24 protein-coding genes and 1 pseudogene are annotated in these 24,405 nt (G+C 64.2%); 16 read left to right on the plus strand and 9 right to left on the minus strand.

Going from position 1 to position 24,405, the window contains the following annotated elements:
- Positions 1–32 precede the first annotated feature (32 nt).
- The 12 genes and pseudogenes from pspA to E5E96_RS16955 all read left to right on the plus strand — a co-directional run bounded on the left by pspA (position 33) and on the right by E5E96_RS16955 (position 9,767).
- Positions 33–713, plus strand: coding sequence for a phage shock protein PspA (pspA, locus tag E5E96_RS16900; RefSeq protein ID WP_011705754.1), 681 nt, complete (start codon positions 33–35; stop codon positions 711–713).
- 3 nt (positions 714–716) lie between these two features.
- Positions 717–953, plus strand: coding sequence for an envelope stress response membrane protein PspB (gene pspB / locus E5E96_RS16905; protein WP_005300084.1), 237 nt, complete (start codon positions 717–719; stop codon positions 951–953).
- A gap of 106 nt (positions 954–1,059) precedes the next feature.
- Positions 1,060–1,464, plus strand: a complete 405-nt coding sequence (gene pspC, locus E5E96_RS16910) for an envelope stress response membrane protein PspC (protein WP_171282656.1) — start codon at positions 1,060–1,062, stop codon at positions 1,462–1,464.
- Between the two features lie 133 nt (positions 1,465–1,597).
- On the plus strand, positions 1,598–3,004 hold the full coding sequence (locus E5E96_RS16915) for a YcjX family protein (RefSeq protein WP_171282657.1): 1,407 nt from the start codon (positions 1,598–1,600) through the stop codon (positions 3,002–3,004).
- A gap of 66 nt (positions 3,005–3,070) precedes the next feature.
- Positions 3,071–4,102, plus strand: a complete 1,032-nt coding sequence (locus tag E5E96_RS16920; RefSeq protein ID WP_171282658.1) for a YcjF family protein — start codon at positions 3,071–3,073, stop codon at positions 4,100–4,102.
- Positions 4,103–4,273: 171 nt separating this feature from the next.
- A complete protein-coding gene (phhA, locus tag E5E96_RS16925) occupies positions 4,274–5,068 on the plus strand; it encodes a phenylalanine 4-monooxygenase (protein WP_011705758.1) in 795 nt (264 codons plus the stop codon).
- A gap of 54 nt (positions 5,069–5,122) precedes the next feature.
- Positions 5,123–5,461 carry a 4a-hydroxytetrahydrobiopterin dehydratase gene (locus E5E96_RS16930; RefSeq protein ID WP_011705759.1) on the plus strand — a complete coding sequence of 113 codons (339 nt, stop codon included), beginning with the start codon at positions 5,123–5,125 and terminating at the stop codon, positions 5,459–5,461.
- Positions 5,462–5,492: 31 nt separating this feature from the next.
- Positions 5,493–5,582, plus strand: a pseudogene (locus E5E96_RS16935) (4a-hydroxytetrahydrobiopterin dehydratase); the annotation flags it as partial.
- Between the two features lie 134 nt (positions 5,583–5,716).
- Positions 5,717–7,264 carry a transcriptional regulator TyrR gene (gene tyrR / locus E5E96_RS16940; protein ID WP_016350472.1) on the plus strand — a complete coding sequence of 516 codons (1,548 nt, stop codon included), beginning with the start codon at positions 5,717–5,719 and terminating at the stop codon, positions 7,262–7,264.
- A gap of 165 nt (positions 7,265–7,429) precedes the next feature.
- Positions 7,430–8,011: a YfiR family protein gene (locus E5E96_RS16945; RefSeq protein WP_060389642.1), complete on the plus strand. Its 582-nt coding sequence runs from the start codon at positions 7,430–7,432 to the stop codon at positions 8,009–8,011.
- Complete coding sequence (locus E5E96_RS16950; protein WP_130632547.1) at positions 8,008–9,276, plus strand: diguanylate cyclase; 1,269 nt, start codon at positions 8,008–8,010, stop codon at positions 9,274–9,276. Before E5E96_RS16945 ends, E5E96_RS16950 begins: the two co-directional genes overlap by 4 nt.
- A gap of 2 nt (positions 9,277–9,278) precedes the next feature.
- Complete coding sequence (locus E5E96_RS16955; RefSeq protein ID WP_029301157.1) at positions 9,279–9,767, plus strand: OmpA family protein; 489 nt, start codon at positions 9,279–9,281, stop codon at positions 9,765–9,767.
- A 57-nt stretch (positions 9,768–9,824) separates the two neighbouring features.
- On the opposite strand, the gene E5E96_RS16960 is transcribed toward E5E96_RS16955, so the two are convergent.
- Positions 9,825–10,559: a TerC family protein gene (locus E5E96_RS16960; RefSeq protein ID WP_016350476.1), complete on the minus strand. Its 735-nt coding sequence runs from the start codon at positions 10,557–10,559 to the stop codon at positions 9,825–9,827.
- Between the two features lie 118 nt (positions 10,560–10,677).
- On the opposite strand from E5E96_RS16960, the gene E5E96_RS16965 reads away from it, so the two are divergent.
- The 3 genes from E5E96_RS16965 to E5E96_RS16975 all read left to right on the plus strand — a co-directional run bounded on the left by E5E96_RS16965 (position 10,678) and on the right by E5E96_RS16975 (position 13,944).
- Positions 10,678–11,793, plus strand: coding sequence for an ATP-NAD kinase family protein (locus E5E96_RS16965; protein ID WP_166464454.1), 1,116 nt, complete (start codon positions 10,678–10,680; stop codon positions 11,791–11,793).
- Between the two features lie 110 nt (positions 11,794–11,903).
- Positions 11,904–12,182, plus strand: coding sequence for a YfcL family protein (locus tag E5E96_RS16970; RefSeq protein ID WP_011705767.1), 279 nt, complete (start codon positions 11,904–11,906; stop codon positions 12,180–12,182).
- Between the two features lie 97 nt (positions 12,183–12,279).
- Positions 12,280–13,944 (plus strand): AMP-binding protein, encoded by a 1,665-nt coding sequence (locus E5E96_RS16975; RefSeq protein WP_029303238.1) that lies wholly within the window; start codon positions 12,280–12,282, stop codon positions 13,942–13,944.
- Positions 13,945–14,028: 84 nt separating this feature from the next.
- Here E5E96_RS16975 and cdd read toward each other — a convergent pair whose 3' ends face one another.
- From cdd to E5E96_RS16990, 3 genes are all read right to left on the minus strand, one after another.
- Positions 14,029–14,910: a cytidine deaminase gene (gene cdd / locus E5E96_RS16980; RefSeq protein WP_017409644.1), complete on the minus strand. Its 882-nt coding sequence runs from the start codon at positions 14,908–14,910 to the stop codon at positions 14,029–14,031.
- Positions 14,911–15,097: 187 nt separating this feature from the next.
- Positions 15,098–15,784, minus strand: a complete 687-nt coding sequence (locus tag E5E96_RS16985; RefSeq protein WP_011705770.1) for an LrgB family protein — start codon at positions 15,782–15,784, stop codon at positions 15,098–15,100.
- Entirely contained in the window at positions 15,781–16,137 is a 357-nt protein-coding gene (locus tag E5E96_RS16990) for a CidA/LrgA family protein (RefSeq protein ID WP_011705771.1), read from the minus strand. The genes E5E96_RS16985 and E5E96_RS16990 overlap by 4 nt, the downstream gene beginning before the upstream one ends.
- Positions 16,138–16,295: 158 nt before the next feature.
- Here E5E96_RS16990 and E5E96_RS16995 point away from each other — a divergent pair, with 158 nt between their 5' ends.
- Positions 16,296–18,005, plus strand: a complete 1,710-nt coding sequence (locus tag E5E96_RS16995; protein ID WP_171282659.1) for a glycoside hydrolase family 36 protein — start codon at positions 16,296–16,298, stop codon at positions 18,003–18,005.
- A 72-nt stretch (positions 18,006–18,077) separates the two neighbouring features.
- Here E5E96_RS16995 and E5E96_RS17000 read toward each other — a convergent pair whose 3' ends face one another.
- From E5E96_RS17000 to E5E96_RS17020, 5 genes are all read right to left on the minus strand, one after another.
- Complete coding sequence (locus tag E5E96_RS17000) at positions 18,078–18,584, minus strand: hypothetical protein (RefSeq protein WP_167825122.1); 507 nt, start codon at positions 18,582–18,584, stop codon at positions 18,078–18,080.
- 154 nt (positions 18,585–18,738) lie between these two features.
- Entirely contained in the window at positions 18,739–20,166 is a 1,428-nt protein-coding gene (gene sbcB, locus E5E96_RS17005; RefSeq protein ID WP_171282660.1) for an exodeoxyribonuclease I, read from the minus strand.
- A 228-nt stretch (positions 20,167–20,394) separates the two neighbouring features.
- On the minus strand, positions 20,395–21,894 hold the full coding sequence (gene araA, locus E5E96_RS17010; protein WP_171282661.1) for an L-arabinose isomerase: 1,500 nt from the start codon (positions 21,892–21,894) through the stop codon (positions 20,395–20,397).
- A gap of 15 nt (positions 21,895–21,909) precedes the next feature.
- Positions 21,910–22,608, minus strand: a complete 699-nt coding sequence (locus E5E96_RS17015) for an L-ribulose-5-phosphate 4-epimerase (protein ID WP_171282662.1) — start codon at positions 22,606–22,608, stop codon at positions 21,910–21,912.
- The gene (locus E5E96_RS17020) at positions 22,605–24,296 is read right to left on the minus strand and encodes a ribulokinase (protein ID WP_171282663.1); all 1,692 of its coding nucleotides are present in this window, start codon (positions 24,294–24,296) and stop codon (positions 22,605–22,607) included. The genes E5E96_RS17015 and E5E96_RS17020 overlap by 4 nt, the downstream gene beginning before the upstream one ends.
- Positions 24,297–24,405 lie beyond the last annotated feature (109 nt).

Here is a 24,405-nt window from a genome sequence, read left to right on the forward strand (position 1 = left end):
AAACAACGTATGCCAACCACAGGAGTACAATCATGAGTATTTTTTCCCGCCTGGCCGACATCATCAATTCCAACCTGACGGCCCTGCTCGACAAGGCAGAAGATCCCCAGAAGATGGTGCGCCTGATCATCCAGGAGATGGAAGACGAGCTGGTGAAGGAGCGCTCCAATCTGGCCCGCTTCCTCGCCAACCAGAAAGAGATTGGCCGCCAGGTCAGCCGCCATCAGGAGCGGGTCGCCGAGTGGCAGGGCAAGGCCGAGCTGGCCCTGAGCAAGGGGCGGGAAGACTTGGCCCGCGCCGCCCTCATCGAGAAGAAGAAGCAGGCCGAGCTGGCCGACGGCCTCGAGCGCGAGCAGCAGGCGGTGGACAGCGGCATCGCCAAGCTGGGGGAGGAGATCCGTCAGCTGGAAGCCAAGCTGGAAGACGCCCGTGCTCGCCAGAAGGCGATGGCCATTCGCAGCGAAGCGGCCAGCAGCCGTCTCAACGTGCAGAGCCAGGTCGCCCGTGGCGACAGCCAGGCGGTGGTGAGCAAGTTCGAGCGCATGGAGCGTCGCATCGACGAGATGGAGGCCCGCGCCGATCTGGGACAGTCCGACAAGGCGCTGGCCCAGCAGTTTGCCGAACTGGAAGCCGACGATCAGATCAGCAAAGAGCTCGAGGCCATGCGCCAGAAGCTGGGCCAAGGCGATACCACGCCGAAACAGGGGGAGTAACAGATGGAAGATCTGCTGGGTGTATTGATGGTTCCCATGGTGGTCTTCATGGTGGTGGTGGCCCCCATCTGGCTGGTGCTGCACTACCGCGCCAAGGGACGCATTGGCGCCGGCCTTGCCGATGGCGAGCGTGAACAGCTGCAGGGGCTGCTGGTGCGTGCCGAGAAGATGCAGGAGCGGGTCGGCGCGCTTGAATCGATTCTGGATGCCGAGGTTCCTGGTTGGAGAAACAAGGTATGACGGTTTTCAATGAGAGATGTCATGACCGTTGTGGAAAGCCGGAGCTGGTCGGCACCGTATTGGAGTCGATTCTGGATGCGGAAGTCCCGGGTTGGAGGAACAAGGTATGACACAGTGGAGCAAAGAGGGGCGCAACCTCTATCGTGACCCCCAGCGCGGCAAGATAGCCGGGGTCTGTGCCGGTCTGGCAGAGTACTTCGGGGTGGAGACCTGGATCGTGCGGCTGCTTGCCATCAGCGGCCTCATCTTCGCCGGCTTCATCACCTTCACCGCCTACGTGGCCGCCTGGTTTCTGCTCGACAAGAAGCCCGTCACCCTCTACGCCCAGGAGGATGCCGACTTTGCCGAGGTGCGGATGAAGGCGCGCAGCTGGCAGGCGGGCGTCACGCCTCATCAGGCCCTTGCCCGCATCGGCCAGGAGCTGGATGGGCTGGAGCCCAGATTGCAGCGCATCGAAAAGCTGGTGACCTCCAAGGAGTTCAGCCTGCAGCGGGAGTTTCGCAACTTGTAACCCTGAGCGGCGCGATGGCCCCGCCGGCGCGGGTCGGCCTTTGATGGCGGGCACTGCACGAGGGGGCCATGGCGTGGGGGTGGCAGCGGCCATCCCCCCTTCGCTCTGGATGGACGGGAGAACAGGACAAGCCTTGATACTCAATAAACTGGAACAGCAGTTCAATCGCCTGCAGCACAAGGCGAACGACGTGGTCAACCGGGTACGGGACCGCCACATCCGGCTGGCGGTCACCGGTCTCTCTCGCAGCGGCAAGACGGCCTTCATCACGGCGCTGGTCAACCAGCTGGAACACGCGGCCATCGACGGCCGCCTGCCCTTGTGGGATGCCCTGCGCCAGGGGCGCATCCTCGGTGCCCGCCGGGTGCCCCAGCAAAATGCCCACATTCCCACCTTTGCCTACGAGCGCGGCCTCGATGCCCTGTTTGCCGATCCGCCTGCCTGGCCCGAGCCAACCCGCGGGGTGGCCGAGGTGCGCCTCGAAATTCGCTATCGCACCCGCCATCCCCTGCGCAAACATCTGGGGGAGATCTCCACCCTCTACGTGGATCTGGTGGACTACCCCGGGGAGTGGCTGCTCGACCTGCCGCTGCTGGAGATGAGCTACGAGCAGTGGAGCGAGCAGGTGCGCGAGCAGCTGCGCCGCCCCGAGCTGCAGGCCCTTGCCGCCGGCTGGCTGGCGCCAGAGTGGCAGGCGGAGCAGGGCTTCGAAGAGCGGCCGGTGGCACAGCTTGCCGAGCGCTACACCGACTACCTGCATGCCTGCAAACAAGAGTTGGGATTGCACCTGATCCAGCCCGGTCGTTTCGTGCTGCCGGGGGAGTATGCCGGCGCCCCCATGCTGCAGTTCGTGCCCTGGGTGTGGGCGATGCCTGCCAGCGAGCCCGCCGAAGGCACCCTCTACGCCACCCTCAAGCAGCGCTTCGAGCAGTACAAGCAGCACCTGGTACAGGGTTTTTATGAGCAGCACTTTGCCGGTTTCGATCGCCAGATCGTGCTGGTGGATTGCCTGCAGCCCCTCAATGCCGGGGCGGCCAGCTTTGGCGATATGCAGCAGGCCATTGCCCGCATCATGGAGAGCTTTGCCTACGGCAAGAGCAACTGGTGGCGCCGGCTCTTTTCGCCGCGCATCGACAAGCTGCTGTTCGTGGCGAGCAAGGCCGATCACGTCACCCCGGAGCAGCACGGCCCCATGGTCTCCCTGCTGCAACATCTGGTGCGCAGCGGCCGCGGCCAGGCCCGTTTTGAGGGGATTGCCACCGAGTGTCTGGCGCTGGCCGCCATCAAGGCGACCGAGGTGGGCAAGGGGGTGGCCGATGGCCGCGAGTTTCCCGCCATCCGTGGCACCAGCCTGAGCGGTGAGCCGCTGCTGCTGTTTCCGGGCGAGGTGCCGTCCCATATTCCGCCCGCCCAGTGGTGGAGCAATCAGGGCTTTGATTTTCAGGCATTTCGCCCGCTGCCCATGAGCGCCCATCAGGCGCTGCCCCATATCCGGCTCGATGCGGCGCTGGAGTTTCTGCTCGGGGATCACCTCGAATAACCGGTGTGCGGCACGGGTTTGTTGCCTGCGCCGTACCGGGGAGACTGTTTTCAGGAGAACAAGGCGATGAACGATCAGATAAAAGAGCGGCCACCGCTGCAGGGCAAGGTGATCCTGGAGCCCGCGTTGACGGCAGCCGAGAAGGAGCGGGCGCCGGCGCCGGCCCAGCGGCTGGAGGAGGCGAGCTTCGAGTGCCTCGATGAGCTGGAAGAGCTCACCGAGGTGGAGAGTGCCCTCGTCATCAAGCCGCGTCGCCGTCATCGGCTGCTGGCCTGGGGGCTGGGGGCGGTCGGTTTGCTCTCCTTGGGCCAATATGGCGCCTTCCTTTACGCTCAATTTCTCACCACCCCGCTCTGGGGCGGCGCCTGGCTGGCGGCTTCGGCGCTGGTGGCGGCGGGCACCGCCGGCGTGGTGGGGCGCGAGTGGCTGCGGCTGCGCACCCTCAAGCGGCGCCAGGATGTGCGCTCGCGGGTCGAAGATCTGCTGGCCCATCAGGGGGTCGGCCAGGGGCAGGCGTTCTGCGAAGGGCTGGCCGAGCGTAGCGGTGACAAGGGGCGCGAAGGGTATCAGACCTGGCTGGCCCAGCTCGACGAGAGCCACAGCGATCGGGAAGTGCTGACCCTCTACAGTCAGCTGGTGCTCGGCGAGCGCGACAAGCTGGCGCAGGCGCGGGTGGCCAAATGGTCGGGGGAGGCCGCCGTGCTGGTGGCGCTAAGCCCGCTCGCCACCGTCGACATGATGCTGATGCTGTGGCGCAACCTGCGGATGATTGAGGATATCGCCGATGTCTATGCCATCGAGCTTGGCTACTGGAGCCGCATTCGCCTCATTCGTCAGGTATTTCGCAACATGCTCTACGCCGGTGCCGCCGAGCTGGTGACCGAGGTGGGGATGGACTTGCTGGGCGCCGAGCTGACCGCCAAGCTCTCCGCCCGCGCGGCGCAAGGGGTAGGGGCCGGGCTGCTCACCGCTCGCCTCGGCCTGCGCACCATAGAGGCGTGCCGCCCGCTGCCCTGGTGCGCGGACGAGAAACCCAGGCTCGGCGAGCTGCGCAAGCGGCTGATCGGTCAGCTGGCGGGGTATCTCAACAAGGGGTGAGCGGCCGGGCAGGGCTCGATTGTGGTTGTCACAAATTATTTACAATTGTCCGTCGCAGCCGACCCTTGGGTCGGCTGCTTTTTTGGGGGGCAAACCGTTACAGTGATCCCATCGCGCAATGGCGCCTGACCGCCTGGATGGCGGGTCGCAACCCAGAGGATGGAGTCACCCATGGCAAGTCTCTACACCGCCCACCAGCCGGATGAAGCGGGCACGATCCACTACTCGGACGAGGAGCACGGCACCTGGCAGATCCTGATCGCACGCCAGCTGGCGGCGCTCGAGGGCAAGGCCTGTGACGAGTACCAGGCCGGGCTGGCGCGACTCGACCTGCCCCGGGATCGGATCCCCCAGCTGGCCCAGATCAACGCCGTGCTGCAACCGGCCACCGGCTGGTCGGTGGCGGCGGTGCCGGCGCTCATCTCCTTTGACCGCTTCTTTGCCCTGCTGGCCAACCGCCAGTTTCCGGTGGCCACCTTCATTCGCCGCCGGGACGAGCTCGACTACCTGCAGGAGCCCGACATCTTTCACGAGATCTTCGGCCACTGCGCCATGCTGACCAACCCCGCCTTCGCCCACTTCACCCATGTCTACGGCCAGCTTGGCCTGCGGGCCGGCAAGGAGGAGCGGGTCTTTCTGGCACGGCTCTACTGGTTCACGGTGGAGTTTGGCCTCTTGGCCACGGCGGACGGGCTGCGCATCTATGGCGGCGGCATTCTCTCCTCCATCGGCGAGACCGCTTATGCCCTTGGCGGCCAACCCGTGCTGCAGCCCTTTGATCCCATCGAGGTGCTGCGCACCCCGTATCGCATCGATATCATGCAACCCACCTATTTCGTGCTGCCCGAGCTTGGCGAGCTCTATCGTCTGGCGGAGCAGGACATCATGGCCATGGTGGCCGAGGCGCGCCGTCTGGGGCTGCGTCCCCCCCGTTTTGCACCGGCCGGCGGCAAGCAGGCGAGCTGAGCCGTCCGCCGGTGTTTGATTACCCCCTTTTCATCGATACACAAGGAGAGTCCCATGTCCGAACTGGCCAGCCAGCAGTGTGAAGCGTGCCGCGCCGATGCCCCCAAGGTGAGCGAGCAGGAGCTGAACGAACTGATGCGCCTCATCCCCGACTGGCAGCCGCTGGTGGTGAAAGGTGAGCTGCAGTTGCGGCGCGAATTCACCTTTCGCAACTTCAAGGAGGCGCTCGCCTTCACCAACCGGCTGGGTGAACTGGCGGAGGCGGAGTTTCATCATCCGGCAATCCTGACCGAATGGGGCAAAGTAACCGTCAGCTGGTGGACCCACAAAATTGGCGGTTTACACCGCAATGACTTCATCATGGCGGCGCGCACGGATGAGCTGTTGAAGTGAAGACGCCCTCACTCACCGAGTGGGCGAGATAGTGACCGTCAGCTGGTGGACCCACAAGATCGGTGGATTACACCGCAACGACTTCATCATGGCGGCGCGCACCGACCAGCTGCTCAAATAAACGTCTGTGGATGGCGCGGACCTGCCCGGTGAAAACGGGGCGGGCCCGCATTTTTATGGGCTGGCGCTCGCACTGGCGGGATCGAGTCTGTATTATCCGGTCATTCATAGAGTTAGCTAGGAAGTGTGTCCCGAATGCGTCTTGAAGTCAGCTGTGAAGACCGCCTGGGCCTGACCCGGGAACTGCTCGACCGTCTGGTGGAGCACAACATCGATCTGCGCGGCATCGAAATCGATACCTCAGGCATCATCTATCTCAACTTTCCCGAGCTGGAGTTTCGTGATTTCCAGCACCTGATGCCGGAGATCCGCCGCATTCCCGGGGTCTATGACGTCAAGACCATCCCCTACATGCCCTCCGAGCGCGAACACCACGAGATCGAGGCCCTGCTCAAGGCGCTGCCGGATCTGGTCTTCTCCCTCGATGCCAAGGGCAAGGTGACCCAGGCCAACCAGTCCGCCCTCACCACCCTGGCCCTGCCGGTGGAGGAGGTGCGCGGCGCGGCGCTCGGCTCCCTGGTCAAGGGCTTCTCCTTCAGCCGCTGGCTGGAAGCGAGCGAGATCCGGCCGCAGACCTGCAAGCTCAGCATCAATGGCGAAGAGTATCTGGCGGATCTGATGCCGCTGTTCGTGGCCGAAGAGAAGGGCAGACAGGCCCTGGCCGGCGCCGTGGTGGTGCTCAAATCCGCCCGCCGGGTCGGCATGCACTTCAGCGCGCTGCACGCGGTGGAAGTGGGGGGCTTTGAACACCTGCAGGCCGAGAGCCAGAAGATGAAACAGGTGCTGGCCCAGGCGAGCAAGCTGGCGATGCAGGATGCGCCGCTGCTCATCGTCGGCGAGACCGGCACCGGCAAGGAGCTGCTGGCCCGTGCCTGTCACGGTGCCAGCCTGCGCTCCAGCCACCCCTTCATGGCGCTGAACTGTGCGGCCATGCCGGACAACGTGGCAGAGAGCGAGCTGTTCGGTTATGCCCCCGGCGCCTTTGGCAACAACACCGAGGGCAAGCGCGGGGTGCTGGAGCTGGCGAGCGGCGGCACCCTGATGCTGGACGAAATCGGCGACATGTCCCCCCATCTGCAGACCAAGTTCCTGCGGGTGCTGCAGGATGGTGTGTTCCGCCGGGTCGGTGACGAACAGGAGGTGAAGGTCAACGTGCGCTTCATCTGCACCACCCAGAAACAGCTGCTGGATCTGGTGCACGAGGGCAAGTTCCGGGAAGACCTCTACTATCGCCTCAACGTGCTGAGCCTGGCGCTGCCGCCGCTGCGCGAGCGCAAGGCGGACATCATGGCGCTGGCCCAGCAGTTCGTCTCCCGCTTTGCCAGTGAACTGCAGCGCCCGCGCCCGCGCTTTACCCGCAACATGGCCGAATACCTGACCGCCTACCGCTGGCCGGGCAACGTGCGCCAGCTGCGCAACTGCCTCTACCGCGCCATGACATTGCTGGAAGGGGACGAGATCGGCCCTGAGCACGTGGATCTGCCGGTGGCGGCCGACGCCATGCCGCTCATCGACGAGTGGTTCGAAGGGGGGCTGGATGAAGCGGTGAAACGCTTCGAGAGCCGGCTGCTGGAGCGGCTCTACCCGGCGTTTCCCTCCACCCGCCAGCTGGCCAAACGGCTGGGCGTGTCGCACACCGCCATCGCCAACAAGTTGCGGGAATACGGGATCAACAAGAAGTAACCCCATGAATGCACTTTATTGCAGGGCTCACGCACGGGTGGGCCCTCGTCATTATTGTGATGCCGGCCCGGTCAGCCCCTTGCTCTGTCGGCTGCGCCTTGTCATGCTGCTGACAAGTTCAATACTATTTCCATCCGGCTCACCCCTCGCGGGCAACCGCCCTTCATGGGTGCTGATGTGGGCTTAAGCGCAGGCACGATGCACTCTTTTTCACTGATCCGGATCCTGGCGTGGTTGGCGCCGCTGGTTTGCACGCTGGCCCTCTCCACCGAGCCGCCCCCCCTGACCTCGGCCGAGCTGCGAGCCGAGCAGGTGCGCCAGACCGTGCTCGACATTCTCAGCTACACCCGCTGGCCGACCGAACCGAGCGAGCTGCGCCTGTGCGTGGCGGCGCCGACGGAGTACGCCACCGCACTCTTCTCCATCAAGCAGCAGGCCAACGGCCGGCCGGTCACAGTCCATCGCTACGACGTCGATGACAAGGCGATCGGCCCCCAGTGTGACGTGCTCTATCTGGGGGTGTTGTCCCCCGAGCGACGGCTGCCGCTGTTCGAGCGGCTGCGCGGTTATCCCATTCTTAGCATCAGCGAACACAGCACCGAGTGCGTGGCGGACTCCGTCTTCTGTCTGCAGATCGGCAAGGAGCGGATCCGTTTTCGGGTCAATCTGGATGCCCTGGCCAGGAGCGGGGTGCGGGTGCATCCCGCCGTGCTCAAGCTGGCCAAGGCCGATGAGGGGGGCTCATGATCGGCTTGTTCCGCCCTCCCAACCAGCGCCTCACCTTGCGACAGAGTCTGGGACGCACCCACCTGGTGACGTCCCTGACGGCGGTCTGCATGGCCGGTGTGTTGCTGACCGGCATCGCCCTGCTGGCGCTGCGGCTCTATGCGGATCACAACCTGGAGCTGGTGGCGCGGGCCATCAGCTACACCAGCGAAGCGGCCGTGGTGTTCCACGACGAAGAGGCGGCCCGCGAGGCACTGCAGGCCATCACCACCCACGAAGATGTGGCGCGAGCCAGCATCTATCTGCCGAGCGGTCAGCTGCTGGCCAGCTGGAGCCGGGCCATGAGCACCCCCTGGTCCGGTCTTGAGCAGTACCTGGCGCGGCTCATTCTGCCGGGACCGGTGGATCAGCCCATGCTGCGGGGCGGGGTGGAGATCGCCCGCATTCATCTGGTGGGGCACGGCCAATACCTGCTGCTGTTCCTGTTGCAGACCCTGCTGGCCATGCTGCTCTGCCTGGTGCTCAGCACCCTGGGGGCGCTCTACGTGGCGCGCCGGATGCAAAACTCCCTCACGGTGCCGCTCAAGGATCTGGCCCAGGTGGCCCACAGCGTCAGTCGCCAGCGGATCCTCGCCATGCGGGTGCCCGAGGCCAACATCGCCGAGCTGCATGCGCTCGGCCAGGATTTCAACTCCCTGCTCGACGAACTGGAAGCCTGGCAGGCCCACCAGCGGCGGGAGAATGCCAGCCTGCTGCACCAGGCCACCCATGACGCCTTGACCGGCTTGCCCAATCGCGCTCTGTTTGAGGCTCGTCTGGATCAGGCGGTGACCACCGGCCGGCTGCATGATGAGCGCTTTGCACTGCTCTACCTCGATTGTGATCGCTTCAAGCAGATTAACGACACCCTGGGCCATGCCGCCGGGGATGACGTGCTGATCGCCCTGGCCAGACGGGTACAACATCAGCTGCGGCCGATGGATCTGGTATGCCGTCTGGGGGGCGACGAGTTTGCCATCCTGCTGACCCCCTTGTCCCAGGTGGGCGAGGCGGAAGATGTGGTAACCCGCATCCAGCAGGCCATGGCAGACCCCGTGGTACTGGGGGACGGCAGCCAGCTGGTGGCTGCCGTCAGCATCGGGATCGCGCTGTATCCGGATCAGGGGCTGACTGCCGCCGATCTGCTGCAGCAGGCGGACCATGCCATGTACCAAGCCAAACGGCTGCGTCGGGAGCGGGCGCTCCATGACCAGCTGGAATTCGATGTCTCTGCTGAGGAAAAATAACAATGAAGATCCATGTCCTGATGAAAACCGGCTTGATCGGCCTGCTGTTGAGCGTGCTGGCGGGGTGCCAGAGCGCCCCCCACGGCCTGACCGCAGAGCAGATCGCCGTACTCAAGGAGCAAGGCTTTCGCCTGACCGACGAGGGTTGGACTCTGGACTTCTCCAACCGTGTGCTGTTTGCCAACAACGCCGGTGTCCTGACCCCCAAGACCCGTGTGGTGGTGGAAAAACTGGGCAAGACCCTGCAGGAGGTTGGCTTGAACCGGGCGCGGATCGATGGTCATACCGACTCCAACGGGGCGGCGGACTATAACGATCAGCTCTCGTACAAGCGGGCGCAGTCGGTGGCCGACGTGCTGGTTTCGGTCGGTATGCCGCAGGCCAACCTGGACATCCGGGGCCGTGGTGAACGCGATCCGATCGCCGACAACAAGACGGCTGCCGGTCGGGCCGAGAACCGCCGCGTGGCGATTGTCATCAGCAATGAATGACGTGGTTGTGTAGATAAAAAAAGAGCGCCTGATGGCGCTCTTTTTTGTGGATCGCAGTTATTCCTGCTTGAGCTTTTCGCGGTCGTGGTGACTGCGCAGGCGGATGTTGATCATCTCCACCGTCAGCGAGAAGGCCATGGCAAAGTAGATGTAGCCCTTCGGAATGTGCAGATCCATCCCCTCGGCCATCAGCGCGAAACCGACCAGGGTGAGGAAGGAGAGGGCCAGCATCTTGATGGTGGGGTGGTTGTCGACGAAATCGCCGATGGCCTTGGCGGCGAACATCATGATGAAGACGGCGATCATGATGGCCAGCACCATGACCGGCACGTGATCCGCCATGCCCACGGCGGTGATGACGGAATCCAGGCTGAAGACGATGTCGAGAATGGCGATCTGGATCAGGGTGCTGATGAAGCCGGACGCGGCGGCGCTCACGCTCTCAGGCTCGGCGGCGCCCTCCAGGGTGGCGTGGATTTCATGGGCACTCTTGCCGATGAGGAACAGGCCCCCCAGCAGCAGGATGAGATCGCGGCCCGAGATGGCCTCGCCCAGCACGGTGAACAGGGGCTCGGTGAGACGCATCACCCAGGCCAGGGAGAGCAGCAGCAGGATGCGGGTGCCCATGGCGAGACCCAGCCCCAGGATCCGCGCCTTCTGGCGCTGTGCCTCCGGCAGGCGACCGACCAGGATGGAGATAAAGATGATGTTGTCGATGCCCAGTACGATCTCGAGCAGGGTCAGGGTGGCGAGCGCGACCCAGGCGGAGGGGTCTGCAATCCATTCCAGCATGATTGAACCTTGGTTGAACTTTGATTGAGGGTTGAAGCCGCGCATTCTAACAGGGGGTTATGGCTTGTCCCAGTGGCAGGAAAAGATAAAAATGGCGGCCATCCAACGGGAGGGACACATGTTTCGTTTAGGACTCATCATCAATCCGGTCGCCGGTATCGGCGGCGCGGTCGGTCTCAAGGGCAGTGATGGCATGGTGGCCGAGGCGCTGGCCCGTGGCGCCGTCCCCAAGGCCCGCGAGCGGACCCGTCAGGCGCTGCTGCCGCTGTGTGAACTGGCGGACCGCTTCGAGCTGCTGACGGTGGCGGGCGAGATGGGGGCCGAGCTTGCCGGCGAGCTCGGCTTGCCCTGCCGCATCGTCCACCAGCCCGCGGCAGCAGCCACCACGGCGGCCGATACCCGTATCGCCGCCGAACGGATGCGCGAGGCGGGCGTCGATCTGCTGCTGTTTGCCGGCGGTGACGGCACCGCGCGGGACATCTGCGCGGCGGTGGGGGAGGCGTGCCACGTGCTCGGCATTCCGGCCGGCTGCAAGATCCACTCCGGGGTCTATGGGGTGACGCCCGCCGCCAGCGGCCGGGTGGCGGCCAGGATGATCGCCGGCGAGCTGCTGAGTCTGGTGGATGCCGAGGTGATGGACATCGACGAGGAGGCGTTTCGCGCCGGCAAGGTGCGCGCCCGCCATTACGGCCAGCTGCAGGTGCCCGGCGATCTGCGCTATGTGCAGGCGGTCAAGCAGGGGGGGCGCGAGTCTGAAGAGCTGGTGCTGGCAGACATCGCCGCCGGCGTGGTCGAGCAGATGGAGCCCGATACCCTCTATCTGATGGGCTCCGGCAGCACGGTGGCGGCCTGCATGGCGGAGCTTGGCCTCGAAAATACCCTGCTCGGTGTGGATCTGGTGGAAAATGGCCGGCTTATCGGGCAGGATCTGTCCGCCGCCGAGATCCTGACCCGGATCCGGGGCCGTCGCTGCCGGCTGATCATTACCCTGATCGGCGGTCAGGGACATCTGTTCGGGCGCGGAAATCAGCAACTGAGTCCAGAGGTGTTGCGGGCCGTCGGGCGGGACCAGATCCAGGTCCTGGCCACCAAAGCCAAGCTGGCGGCCCTTGCGGGCAGGCCCTTGCTGGTGGATACCGATGACCCGGCGCTGAACCGGTCGTTAAGTGGTTATCTGCGGATCACCACGGGATACAAGGATCAGGTCATCTACCCGGTGGCCAACCCGGAATAGGACATCAAGGATGCGGCTGGCCTGGCGCCAGAGAGCCGTGATCAACCGGATCGCGGTTCCACTCCCCCGAATTATTTTGCCGGCAACCCCGGAAAATGAGGCTGCGTTAAATGACGATTCATGATTTTGAGCACAAGTTGTTGGGACTGATAGACGGCATGGTGGCCACGGCGACCGACGATGAGCTGTTTGCCGGGGGTTATCTGCGCGGCCACATCTCGCTGGCGGTGGCGCGGGCCGAGCTGGAAGGCAAGACCCTGGTGCGGGATGTAAAGAGTTATGTACTGCGCAGCCTGAACGAGGCCATCCTGCAGGGTGAACTCTCCGAGCAGGATGAGAAGCTGGTGCAGGCAATGTGGATTCGTTTGCAACAACAAGCAGAAGCTTGATCGGTTACACAGTTCAAACAGAAGTTTGAGTTTATTCTTCCCTGAGGTTAGTGAAAGGTTAATAATAAGTTTCGCCTTTTGTTTCAGGGATTAAACTATGGCTTCCTCCTCGCGTATTGCCAATAAACTGCCGCTCGAAATGCTCTACCAATGGGAGCGGCAGTGTCCTGACCGAGTCTATCTGCGTCAAACCATCAACCGCGAATACCTGGACTTCACCTGGGGTGAGGTGGCTGACGAGGCCCGCCGCATGGTGACGGCGCTGCGTCAGCTGGGGCTGGTGGCCGGCGACAAGGTGGCGCTGCTCTCCAAGAACTGCGCCCAGTGGTTCATCGCCGATCTCGCCATGCAGATGGGGCAGTACGTGAGCGTGCCCATCTATCCCACCGCCAACGTCGACACCATCGAATATGTGCTGCGTCACAGCGAGGCCAAGGCGATTTTCGTCGGCAAGCTCGATGACTGGAAGAGCCAGGAGGCGGGGGTACCCGCCGAATTGCTGCGCATCGCCTTTCCCTATGACACCATGCCGGCGGCCCACCAGTGGGACGATCTGCTGGAGCAGCACGAACCCATCCCGGACAGCCCGGTGCAGGCTCCGGACTCCCTGCTGAGCCTGGTCTACACCTCCGGCAGCACCGGCAAGCCGAAAGGGGCCATGCTGAGCGTCGAGCGCTACGCCTGGTCGTGCGAGAAGCTGGTGGAGGCAGTCGGGCTGTGCGAGCAGGATCGCGGCTTCTCCTACTTGCCGCTGGCCCACATCACCGAGCGGGTCTATGTCTATGGCGGCAGCCTCTATGGCCGCGCCGAGATCGCCTTCCCCGAATCCCTCGATACTTTCATCGAGGACGTCAAGCGCTGCCGTCCCACCGTGTTCATTTCGGTGCCGCGGCTGTGGGCCATGTTCCGCATCAAGATCCACGAGAAGCTGCCCCAGAAAAAACTCGAGCTGCTGCTCAAGATCCCGTTCGTGTCGAGCCTCATCAAGCGCAAGCTGCAAAAGGGGCTGGGGCTGGATCAGGCGCGAGTGCTGGGCTGTGGCTCGGCGCCGGTGGCACCGGCCCTGCTCGAGTGGTACCACAGCATCGGCATCGAGATCACCGAGGCCTGGGGCATGACCGAGAACCACGCCTTCTCCACCCTCAACTACCCGTTTAGGGCCGACAAGATAGGCACGGTCGGCAAGGCGGGGCCGGGGGTCACTATCAAGATCTCCGACGAAGGGGAGATCCTCTGTCGCTGCGAGGGGATGATGCTGGGTTACTACAAGGATCCCGAGCACAGCCGTGAAGCCATCGACGAGGAGGGCTGGCTGCACACCGGCGACATGGGCAAGCTGGATCGGGAGGGTTATCTCACCATCACCGGCCGCATGAAGGATGTGTTCAAGACCGCCAAGGGCAAGTATGTGGCGCCGGTGCCCATCGAGGGGCTGCTCGGCCAGGAGCCCATCATCGAGCAGCTGTGCGTGATTGGCTACGGCATGCCGCAGCCGGTGGCGCTGGTGCAGCTGGCGGAGAGCGCCATGAAGGGGGATCGCAATCAGGTCAACGCCCAGCTGGAGGCGGCCCGCAACCGGGTCAACGAGCAGCTGGAGTCCCACGCCAAAATTCGTGGCATCCTGGTGGTGAAGAGCCCCTGGAACATCGAGAACGGGGTGCTCACCCCGACCATGAAGATCCGCCGCCACCTGCTGGAGCAGAAGTATGCCGACCTCGGCGACGCCTGGTCCTCTTCCCAGAGCATCATCTGGGAGTCCTGACGGGGCTCGGCAGGCTTGCTGCTGATCACCATGAAACAACAAGGGGAGCCACTGGCTCCCCTTGTTGTTTCGGGCAATGGCAGGTCAGACCGCCTGATACTCCAGCTCGACCGAGCCGAGCGCCTTGAGGGTGGCGCGGGCGGAGTCCTGCTGGCTGATCTGGCCATCCTTGCTCTCCAGCAGCACGGCGCGGCGGATGGTGGCGAGATCTTCGCCGCCCAGCACCGCGTGGGCACAGGCCATCTGCATCGGTGGCAGGCTGGGGTTGAAGGCGGCGTTTTCGGCGTAGCGACCGCAGAAGATGCGACCGTCGGCGAACTGCAGCGCCACCGCGGCATAGCCCTGGCTGTAGGGGGCGTAGCTCTGGCGGGCAGCGGCCAGTGCGGCCTGCCACAGCGGATCGTCGCTCGCAAGCGTGAGCTCGTCGTGGGCCTGCGGGCTCATCAGAGCGTCCGTGATGTCCAGGTCCGCCGGGCCGAACGAGTGGGGCAGGAAGGATTGCAGCGCGCTCAAATCATCCGGCAGGGAGACCTTGAGGATCTTGGCGGTGCTCAGCTCGTTCATGAACTGGCGGCAGTGACCGCAAGGGGTGTAGTTGACGGTGATTTCAGAGATGCCGGTCTCGCCACCCAGCCAGGCGTTGGAGATGGCAGACTGCTCGGCATGGACCGAGTGGAACAGACCCTGACCTGCAAACTCCATGTTGGCGCCGAAATACCAGTTGCCGCTCAGGCCGCAGGCGATGGCACCGACGAAGAACTTGGAGATGGGGGCCACCGAGCAGGCGGCGGCCAGCGGCAGCAGGGCCAGGCGCAGAGCGCGATCGTCAAGACCGGTGGCGGCCTTCAGCGTGGCGACCTGATCCGGGGTGAAGCGAGCCTGGAAATCATCGCCCAGCATGGGCAGCAGCGCCGCCTTGAGCGGGGCGGACAGGGTATCGAGTGGCTTGGCAAAACGGGGATGCATAGTGTGTCCTCAAAGGCCAATTGGGGGGCCATTGTAGGGAGCAAGCTCGGCTAAATGTGTGAGCATGCTCACGCCCTGACGGGCAAACGGAGGGGGATGGTAATGGAAACGTTTGTCTTGTGCAAATTGTGCGGCAGGTCGCACATCGGCGGGCCCGCAGGCCCGCCATCGCGGAAAAGGGGGCTCTTCAGCTCAACCAGTGGTAAATGGCAAACAGCAGGGGGGCCACGGCGGCGGTGAGGATGCCGCACACCACCATGGCCAGCGAGGCAAAGGCACCCTGGGTGATGCCCTGCTCGGCGGAGGTGGCGGTGCCGATGGCGTGGGCGCAGGCCCCCATGGCCAGCCCCTGGGCTTCGGGGTCGGTGACCCGCATCAGTTTGAGCAGGGGGAAGCCGATCAGGGCGCCGACGATCCCGACGACGACCACCACGGCGGCAGCGATGGCTGGAATGCCGCCCAGGGACTGGCTGACGCTCATGGCGAGCGGCGTGGTGATGGATTTGGTGGCGAGCGAGGCCAGCAACGCCGGATCGGCGCCCATAAAATGACCGATCAGCAAGGTAGTGCAGACCGAGATCAAGACCGAGCTCAGGGTACAGATTAGGATGGGCTTGAGCCTGGCCTGGATCTGGCGGGCCTGCTGATAAAGGGGCAGCGCCAGCGCCACCACCGCCGGCTCCAGCAGTGCCGTGATGGGGCGGGTGCCGCTCTCGTACTGCTCCAGCGGCAGATCGAACCAGAGCAGCAGGCCGATGATGACGGCGGTGGGCACCAGCACCGGGTTGATGATGGGCCAGGGCAGCTTGCGATAGAGGGCCCGGGTGGCGAAATAGAGCGCCAGGGTCAAGGGAATGGCCAGCCAGAAGATCATTTGTTCATCCTCTGGTAGAGGCGGCCGACGGTGCCGAGGATCAGCACGATCCCGAGCACGATGCAGAGCATGATGAGGCCGAAGGATTGGCGCAGCGGCTCCAGCCAGGCCACCAGCCCGACTGCCACCGGTACGAACAAGACCCCCATGTGGCGCAGCAGCAGGCCGGCGCCCTGCTCGACCCAGTGCAGTTTCACCAGTTGCAGGGAGAGCAGCACGAACAGCAGCAGCATGCCGATGATGCTGCCGGGGAAGGCGAACGGCAGGATGGCTGCCAGGGTTTTGCCCGCCAGCAGGCAGGCGACGATGACCAGAAAGTCACGAAGGTACAGCAAGGCACGTTGCGCGATCACAGGAGCCCCATCTTGGTAACGGTGAACTAAGGAATACGCCAGTCTACCAGAGAGGCCGGGTCGCGGCATTAAAACAATAACAGCTGAAATCAGTTCGTTTGAGGCTGATTTAATTGAAGATTTTCAGATAGAACCCTTTCGAACCACAAGGAGTCGCCATGACATCTCTCTTGTCCCGCCTGCGCCAGCTGGCGGACGACCACCATCTGCCCCCTTCGTTGCTGCAAACCCGCCAGTGGGAGGGGCCCCTGTGCCGGGTGCGGCTCGACAACACCGGCAGCAGCGAGGCCCGGGTCGGGCACTGGACGCTGTTTGACGGCAAGCTCGGCCTCTCGCCCGCGTGCGCCATCTACGGCGAAGGTTTCCAGATGCTGGCCCAGACCATGGGCAGCTGGCAAGCGCCGCAGCCGGTCGGCCGTTGCCCCGATGCCGGTGTCTATCGCATCACCGATGATCAGGGTTATCACACGGTGCACAACCTGCTGCTGGTGGAGCATGACAAGGGCTGGCTGCTGCTCGCCTTTGCCAGTTGTCAGCGCTTTGGCGGGGAGTTTCGGCTCTACCCCGATGGCCGGCTGCAGATCCTGATGAATGGTGAGGGGCGTGCGCTCCCTGCCGGCCAGTTCTGGCAGAGCGAGGCGCTGCTCTGCCTCGAGGGGAAAGATCGGGAGGCACTGCTGGCCGAATTGGCGCAGCGGATCGAGGCCGAGCATGGCTCGCTGATCGGCCAGGTTGGCGAGCGCCCCAGCGGCTGGTGCTCCTGGTATCACTACTACGCGGACGTGAGCGCCGCCGACATTCGCGAGAACCTGCAGGTGCGTGCCGAGCGCTTCCCGGCCCTGCGCTACGTGCAGATTGACGACGGCTATCAAGCCAAGATGGGCGACTGGCTCACCCCGTCGGCCAAGTTCGAGCAGGGGGTGGCGTCCCTGGCTGCCGAGATCAAAGGCGCCGGCTGCGAGCCCGCGCTCTGGGTGGCCCCCTTTATCGCCGAGCCCGGTTCGCAGGTGTTTCAGGATCACCCCGACTGGTTCGTGAAGGGGGATGACGGGCTGCCGCTGCCCTCCGAGCAGGTTACCTACGGCGGCTGGCGTTGCACCCCCTGGTATGTGCTGGATGGCACCCACCCCGAGGTGCAGGCTCACCTCGAGCGGGTGTTTTGTACCCTGCGCGAACAGTGGGGCATCCACTACTTCAAGCTCGACGCCAACTTCTGGGGGGCCATCCACGGCGGTCGCTTCCATGACCCGGCCGCCACCCGGGTCGAAGCCTACCGACGCGGCATGGCCGCCATCCTGCGCGGAGCGGGCGAGGGGGCTTTTTTGCTCGGCTGCAACGCCCCCATCTGGCCAAGCCTCGGCCTGGTGCATGGCATGCGGGTGAGCGATGACGTGGAGCGCAATGGCCATCGCTATCGCCAGATCGCTCGTGAGGCGTTCTGCCGCGCTTGGCAGAACGACCGGCTGTGGGCCCTCGATCCTGACTGCATCTGCCTGCGGGATCTGCCAAGCCAGCAGGCGAGCTCTGCCGAGTACCGTTTCCATCTGGCGGCGCTGGTGGCAAGCGGCGGCATGATGCTGGCCGGGGACAGGCTGCAGGATCTCGACGAGGTTCAAGCGGCGCAACTGCGCAAGCTGCTCGAGCTTTGCGCGGCGCGAGCTCCTGGCGCCTGTTTCGAGTCGATGGACTTTGCCTGTGGCGAGGTGAGTTTGCCCGAGGGCGGCACCCTGCTCTGCCTCTTCAACTGGGAGGCGCAGCCCCAGGAGTTCCTGTTGCCGGCAGGGGGCGAGGATTTCTGGGATGAGGGGGCCGTCGGTACCGCGCTCATTCTGCAGGGGGGCGAGGGGCGGGTGATCCGCTACCGCTGAGCAGGCTGGCAATCATGATTCAGGCTCCCACGGGAGCCTGAATCTATTGCGAAAGGAGCGGCTATACCTGAGTCAGTAACGCCACTCGAAGCCGATGGCGTAATTGGCTGCGCCATAGCCCGGGATCTCGTTGCTGGAGAGCAGGGCCTTGAAGGTGAGCTGCGTAGTGAGCGGAATGCCGAGCCCCATGCCGAGGGCTACCTCGTCGTTGGTGTTGCCCATCATGTCGGCCCGGATCATCCGATAGAGCGACATGTCCTGGCTCATGTGCACATAGCTCTGGGAGGCGCGGTTGTAGAGCTGGCCGAACACTTCCAGCTGGAAACCGGCCTGGGGGGTGATGGCCAACGGCACGCCGACGAAGTTGTAGAGATCGGAGCGGTTGAAATAGCTGTTGGTGATCTGGGGGGTAAAGTCGGTCTGCTGATAGAGGCGGCTGAAGTTGCTTTCAATCAGCTGGTAAGTCTGCTGCGGCAGTTGCAACAGATAGTCGGGGACATCAAAACGCACACCCGCCATGCTGGCCGATGGCAGCAGGGCGCAGATGAGCAAACCAAAACCGGATAATCCTGAACGCATCGGATGCGGCATCCCCAAGGGTCGATAGGCCAACCGGCCATTAGTGCAATGTTAGCGCACAAATAATTGAAACATCAGGAGTCTTTGCTCCCCTTCCCATTATGTCGCGGGGCGGGGGAGCGTACAGTCATTTAACCGTGAGGCGGGTCACATCTCACAGATTTTCGAGGTAGTGATAGAGGCTCTTGAGGATGGCAAAGTTCCGTTCGTTACCCTGATTCTGCTCGGCCAGCGCCTCGAGGCACGGCACATAGTCCGGCAGACGGCGGCTGAAGTAGTCGCTGCAGTGCAGTCGCCAGCGCTTTTGCTCCGTTTCGCTCAAGGTGTGCGGCCAGTTGCGGGCACGGTAGCGGAACAACATCTCCGGCAGCCGTGAGTCGGTGAAGGCAAACTCCCGCTCGCCCAGCAGATCCGCCGGGGTGGCGCGCACCAGATCCATGGTGGACTTGTCGCCGTGACCGAAGAAGCCGGCGTAGAGCTGGGTATCCGGGTCGCCGTCATTGCTGCCGGCAAACTCCTGATTGAACACTTCCACCAGTTTTTCCCGCACTTCGGGGTGGGCGCGCAGCAGATCCAGGCTCTTGCGGCACTGCTCCCGGTCGATGCCAAGCTGGTCGGCACGCTCCGCCGTCAGGGTGGCGGCTGGCGCCAGCACCGGGCACTTGTTGATGTGCACCAGCTTCACCGGAATGCCGGCCAGATCCCCCAGCTCCTCTTTCTTGGTGTAGAGGCGCTCGCGGATCTCCTCGCTGGTGAGCTCGATGAGCGGGGTGGGGTCGCGGGTCAGATCCACCATGATCACCGCGTTCTGGTTGCTGGGGTGCCAGGCGAGCGGCGATACCCAGCTTGCACACCCCTGCCAGGGGGAGAACATGCCGGAGACGTGTACCAGCGGCTTCATGGTGACCACGTCGATGAGGGCCTTCACCTTGTTCTTGTTGCGAAGGTCAAACAGGTAGCCGAACAGCTTGGGCTGGGCCTTTTTCACCAGCTTGGCCATCTCGATGGTGGCCAGCACGTCGGAAAGCGCATCGTGGGCATTGGCGTGGGCCACGCCGTTGGCAACGGTGAGCTTCTCCAGCTTGAAGCTTGGCTTGCCCTCTTCGTCAAACGCCCACTCGATCCCCTCCGGGCGCAGGGCGTAGCAGGCCCGCAGCATGTCGAGGATATCCCAGCGGGAGTTGCCGTTCTGCCAGGCATAGGCATAGGGGTCATAGAAGTTGCGATAGAGGGTGTAACGGGTCACCTCGTCATCGAAGCGGATGCTGTTGTAGCCCAGCACGCAGGTGCCCGGGGTGGCGAACTGCTCGTGGATCTGACGGATGAAATCCGCCTCGCACAGCCCGTCCTTCATCGCTTTTTGCGGCGTGATGCCGGTAATGAGGCACGCCTCCGGCTCCGGCAGATAGTCAGCGGGCGGCTTGCAATAGATGACCAGCGGCTCGCCGATGAGGTTGAAATCCGCATCGGTACGAATGCCGGCAAACTGCGCCGGTCTGTCCTTGGCCGGACTGATGCCGAAGGTCTCGTAGTCGTGGAAGTAGAAGGTCGGCTCGCTGCCGGCGTGTGCTGTTTTGCTCATGTTGCTCGAGAGGGATATCCGATGACGGTGGCGCCTGGCGCCAGGGTGGGGGTGCCATGCACCTCGGTTGCCTGCATGGTAAACCATAGCGCAGGCAGAACGAAGGGCAGACCAGCCGGCTGCCGCTTTATTGGGCAGGCCTGCATCAATGGAAGATGAAAAGGAGGGGAGCAGAGTAAAAAGAGACAGCCCCGCTGGCGGGGCTGTCCAGGTTTTCTGGTGGCGGGCTCAGTGACAGAGCTTGTAGTAGACCTCGTTCCACTGCAGGGTCTGCTTGAGCTCGGGGATGCGGGTGTGCTCGTCAATCACCACGCACTCAATGCCCATGAGGTCGGCGAAGGTGCGCAGTTGCTCGATATCCACCGACTGGGTGAACACCGAGTGGTGGGCGGCGCCCGCCAGGATCCAGGCCTCGGCGCTGGTCTGCAGGTCCGGCATGGGCTGCCACAGGGCGCTCGCCACCGGCAGTTTCGGCATGGCCTCTGGCAGGTCCACTACCTCCAGCTGATTGACCACCAGCCGGAAGCGGTTGCCCAGATCGATCAGGCTGGCGTTGACTGCCTTGCCGGCAGGGGCCGCAAACAGCAGGCGGGCCGGGTCAGCCTTCTTGCCTATGCCTAAGTGCTGGGCATCCAGCACGGGTTTATCGGCGGCGATGGAGGGGCAGACCTCCAGCATGTGGGCCCCCAGCACCAGGTTGTTGCCCGCCTCCAGGTGGTAGGTGTAGTCCTCCATGAAGGAGGTACCGCCCGCAAGACCGGCCCCCATCACCTTGAGGGTGCGCAGCAGGGCGGCGGTCTTCCAGTCTCCCTCCGCGCCAAAGCCGAAGCCTTGCTGCATCAGGCGCTGACAGGCGAGCCCCGGCAGCTGGTGGAGGCCGTGAAGGTCTTCAAAGGTGGTGGTGAAGGCGCCAAAACCGCCGTCGGTGAGGAATTTCTTCATCCCCAGCTCCTGGCGCGCCGCTTCATAAAGGGAGGCGCGAAGCTCCCCACCTGCCTGCACTGCCTCGGTCAGGGTGTAGCTCTCTTCGTATTCGGCCAGCAGCGCCTCGATGTCGCTTGCGGGCACGGTGTCGATCACCTTCACCAGATCGCCGACCGGGTGGTAGTTCACCTGATAGCCGAACTGGATCTGGGCTTCAATCTTGTCGCCCTCGGTAACCGCCACGTTGCGCATGTTGTCGCCAAAGCGGGCGATCTTCAGGTGGCGGCTGTCGTGAATGGCGGCGGCGACCCGCATCCAGTTGCCCAGCTTGCGGTGGGCCTCTTCATCCTGCCAGTGACCGACCACCACGGTGCGCGGCAGCCGCAGCCGGGCCCCCATGAAGCCGAACTCACGGCCGCCGTGGGCGGTCTGGTTCAGGTTCATGAAGTCCATGTCGATCTCGCTCCACGGCAGATCCCGGTTGAACTGGGTGTGGAACTGCAACAGGGGTTTTTGCAACTGGCTGAGGGCCGGGATCCACATCTTGGCGGGGGAGAAGGTGTGCATCCACACCATGAGACCTATGCAGCGCTCGTCGTGGTTGGCATCCCGAGCCACCGCGCTTATCTCGTCGAGGGTGGTGCCGGTGGGCTTGAGCACTATCTTGACTGGCAGGCCGGCGCGCTCGTTGAGCTGGCTGGTGATGGTGTGGGCGTGATCGGCCACCTGCTTCAGGGTGGCGGCGCCATACAGGTGCTGGCTGCCGACCAGGAACCACACTTCCAGCTGTTTCATCAATTCCATCTTGGTGTCCTCTGTTTATGCTTTTGTCTGGCCGTAATAGGCGTGTTTGCCATGTTTGCGCTGGTAGTGCTTCTCCAGCAGGTAATCGGGCAGGGGGCGGGCTGCGGGGTTGATCTGGCCGGTGAGCCAGGCCATGCGCGCCACCTCTTCCAGCACCACGGCGTTGTGTACAGCATCATCGGCGCTCTTGCCCCAGCTGAAGGGGCCGTGGTTGGCCACCAGCACCCCCGGCATGGCGAGGATGGGAGTCTGCTTGAGGGTCTCGACGATGAGGTGACCGGTCAGCCCCTCGTAATCCTCCTCCACTTCCCCCGGGGTGAGCAGGCGCGAGCAGGGGATCTCGCCGTGAAAATAGTCGGCCTGGGTGGTGCCGAAAATGGGGATGGCGCGCCCCGCCTGGGCCCAGGCGGTGGCGTGGGTGGAGTGGGTGTGCACCACGCCGCCAAGCTCTGGATAGGCGCGATAGAGCACCAGGTGGGTGGCGGTGTCGGAGGAGGGGCGCAAGGCGCCCTCCACCTGCTTGCCCGCCAGATCCAACACCACCATGTCTTCGATCAGCATCCGCTCATAACTGACGCCGCTCGGCTTTATCACCACCAGATTGCGCTCTCGGTCGATGCCGCTCACGTTGCCCCAGGTGAAGGTCACCAGCGCGTGGCGCGGCAGATCCAGGTTGGCGACGAGCACCTGCTCCTTGAGCATCTTGAGGTTCATGCCGGTACTCCCCGGTTGTAGAGCGGCTCGGCGGCGGCGCCCCAGGCGAGGTAGCGCTGGTAGAGGCGCTCGTATTCGGCGACCCGCTCGGGGTCAGGCTGGTGGGTGCGCTCCACGGCGCTCGCCATGTGGCGCTGGGCCTTGGCCACATCGCCATGGATGCCGGCCGCTACGGCGGCGAAGATGGCCGCCCCCAGGGCGCAGCACTGATCCGAGGCCACCACCTGGATGGGCCTGTTCATCACATCGGCGCAGGTCTGCATCACGGTGGCCGACTTGCGGGCGATGCCGCCAAGGGCGATCACCTGCTCCACCGGCACCTGCTGGCTGGTCATGCACTCCATGATGCTGCGGGCCCCGAAGGCGGTGGAGGCCACCAGGGCACCGAACAAGTCGGGGGCATCGGTGCCGAGGTTGAGCCCGGTGACGGTGCCCTGCAGGCGCTGGTTGGCGTATGGGGTGCGGCGACCGTTGAACCAGTCGAGCACCACCGGCAGGTGGGCCAGATCGCGCTGCTGCTCCCAGGCGGCGGCGAGGCTTGGCAGCAGCTCCCGCTTGTGGGCCTCGATGGCGGTGCGCAGCTCCGGATACTGGGCGGCGAGGCTCTCCAGCGGCCAGCCGAGCTGGCGCTGATACCAGGCATAGATGTCGCCGAATGCCGATTGTCCCGCCTCCAGCCCCACCATGCCCGGCACCACGCTGCCGTCCACCTGGCCGCAGATCCCGGCAATGGCCCTATCACCTATGGTGGCTTCGTCGGCGATCAGGATGTCGCAGGTGGAGGTACCGATCACCTTGACCAGCGCATTGTTGCCGGCCCCGGCCCCCACCGCCCCCATGTGGCAGTCAAAGGCGCCGCCGGCGATCACCACTTCGCAGGAGAGATGCAGCCGCTCCGCCCACTCGGGGGTCAGGGTGCCGACCGGCAGATCGGCGGTCCAGCTGTCGGTAAAGAGCGGGTAGTCGAGATCCTCGGTCAACAGCGGATCCAGTGCGTTGAGAAACTCGGCGGGGGGCAGGCCGCCCCAGCTCGGGTGCCAGAGAGACTTGTGGCCGGCGGAGCAGCGCCCGCGCCGGATGTCGGCCGGGGCCTGGGTGCCGCTCAGGATGGCGGGGACCCAGTCGCACAGCTCGACCCAGTTGCAGGCGGCGGCGCGCACCGCCGCGTCACTGCGGGAGACGTGCAGGATCTTGGCCCAGAACCACTCGGAGGAGTAGACCCCGCCGATGTAGCGGCTGTAGTCGGGGAACTGGCCGCCGTGGCACAGCGCCGTGATGGCCTCGGCCTCCTCGATGGCGGTGTGATCCTTCCACAGCACGAACATGGCGTTGGGGTTGTCGGCAAACTCCGGGCGCAGTGCCAGCACACGCCCCTGCGCATCGATGGGGGCCGGAGTAGAGCCGGTGCTGTCCACCCCGATGCCGCGCACGGCGGCGCGCTGACTCGGGGTGAGCTGGCTCACCACCGCCACCACCGCCTGCTCCATGGATTCCAGATAGTCGAGGGGGTGGTGGCGAAACTGGTTGGTGACCGGCTGACAGTAACGACCGGCCTGCCAGCGCGGGTAATAGACGACCTGGGTTGCCAGCTCGGCGCCGTCGTGGCAGCACACGGCGAGTGCTCTGACCGAATCGCTGCCGAAATCGAGTCCGATGGTGATCTGCTCGGACCTGGGGTGCTCAGACATAAGTGCTCCTGACCATCAATGAGGGGTGACTGGTGAGGAACCATAGGAGATGGACCGGACGGGCGGTTAGCCATTGGCTGCTGGAAATATGGATTTAAACGCTATGCCG

The sequence above is a fragment of the Aeromonas sp. 1805 genome, assembly GCF_013085525.1.
GTDB classification, from domain to species: domain Bacteria; phylum Pseudomonadota; class Gammaproteobacteria; order Enterobacterales; family Aeromonadaceae; genus Aeromonas; species Aeromonas hydrophila.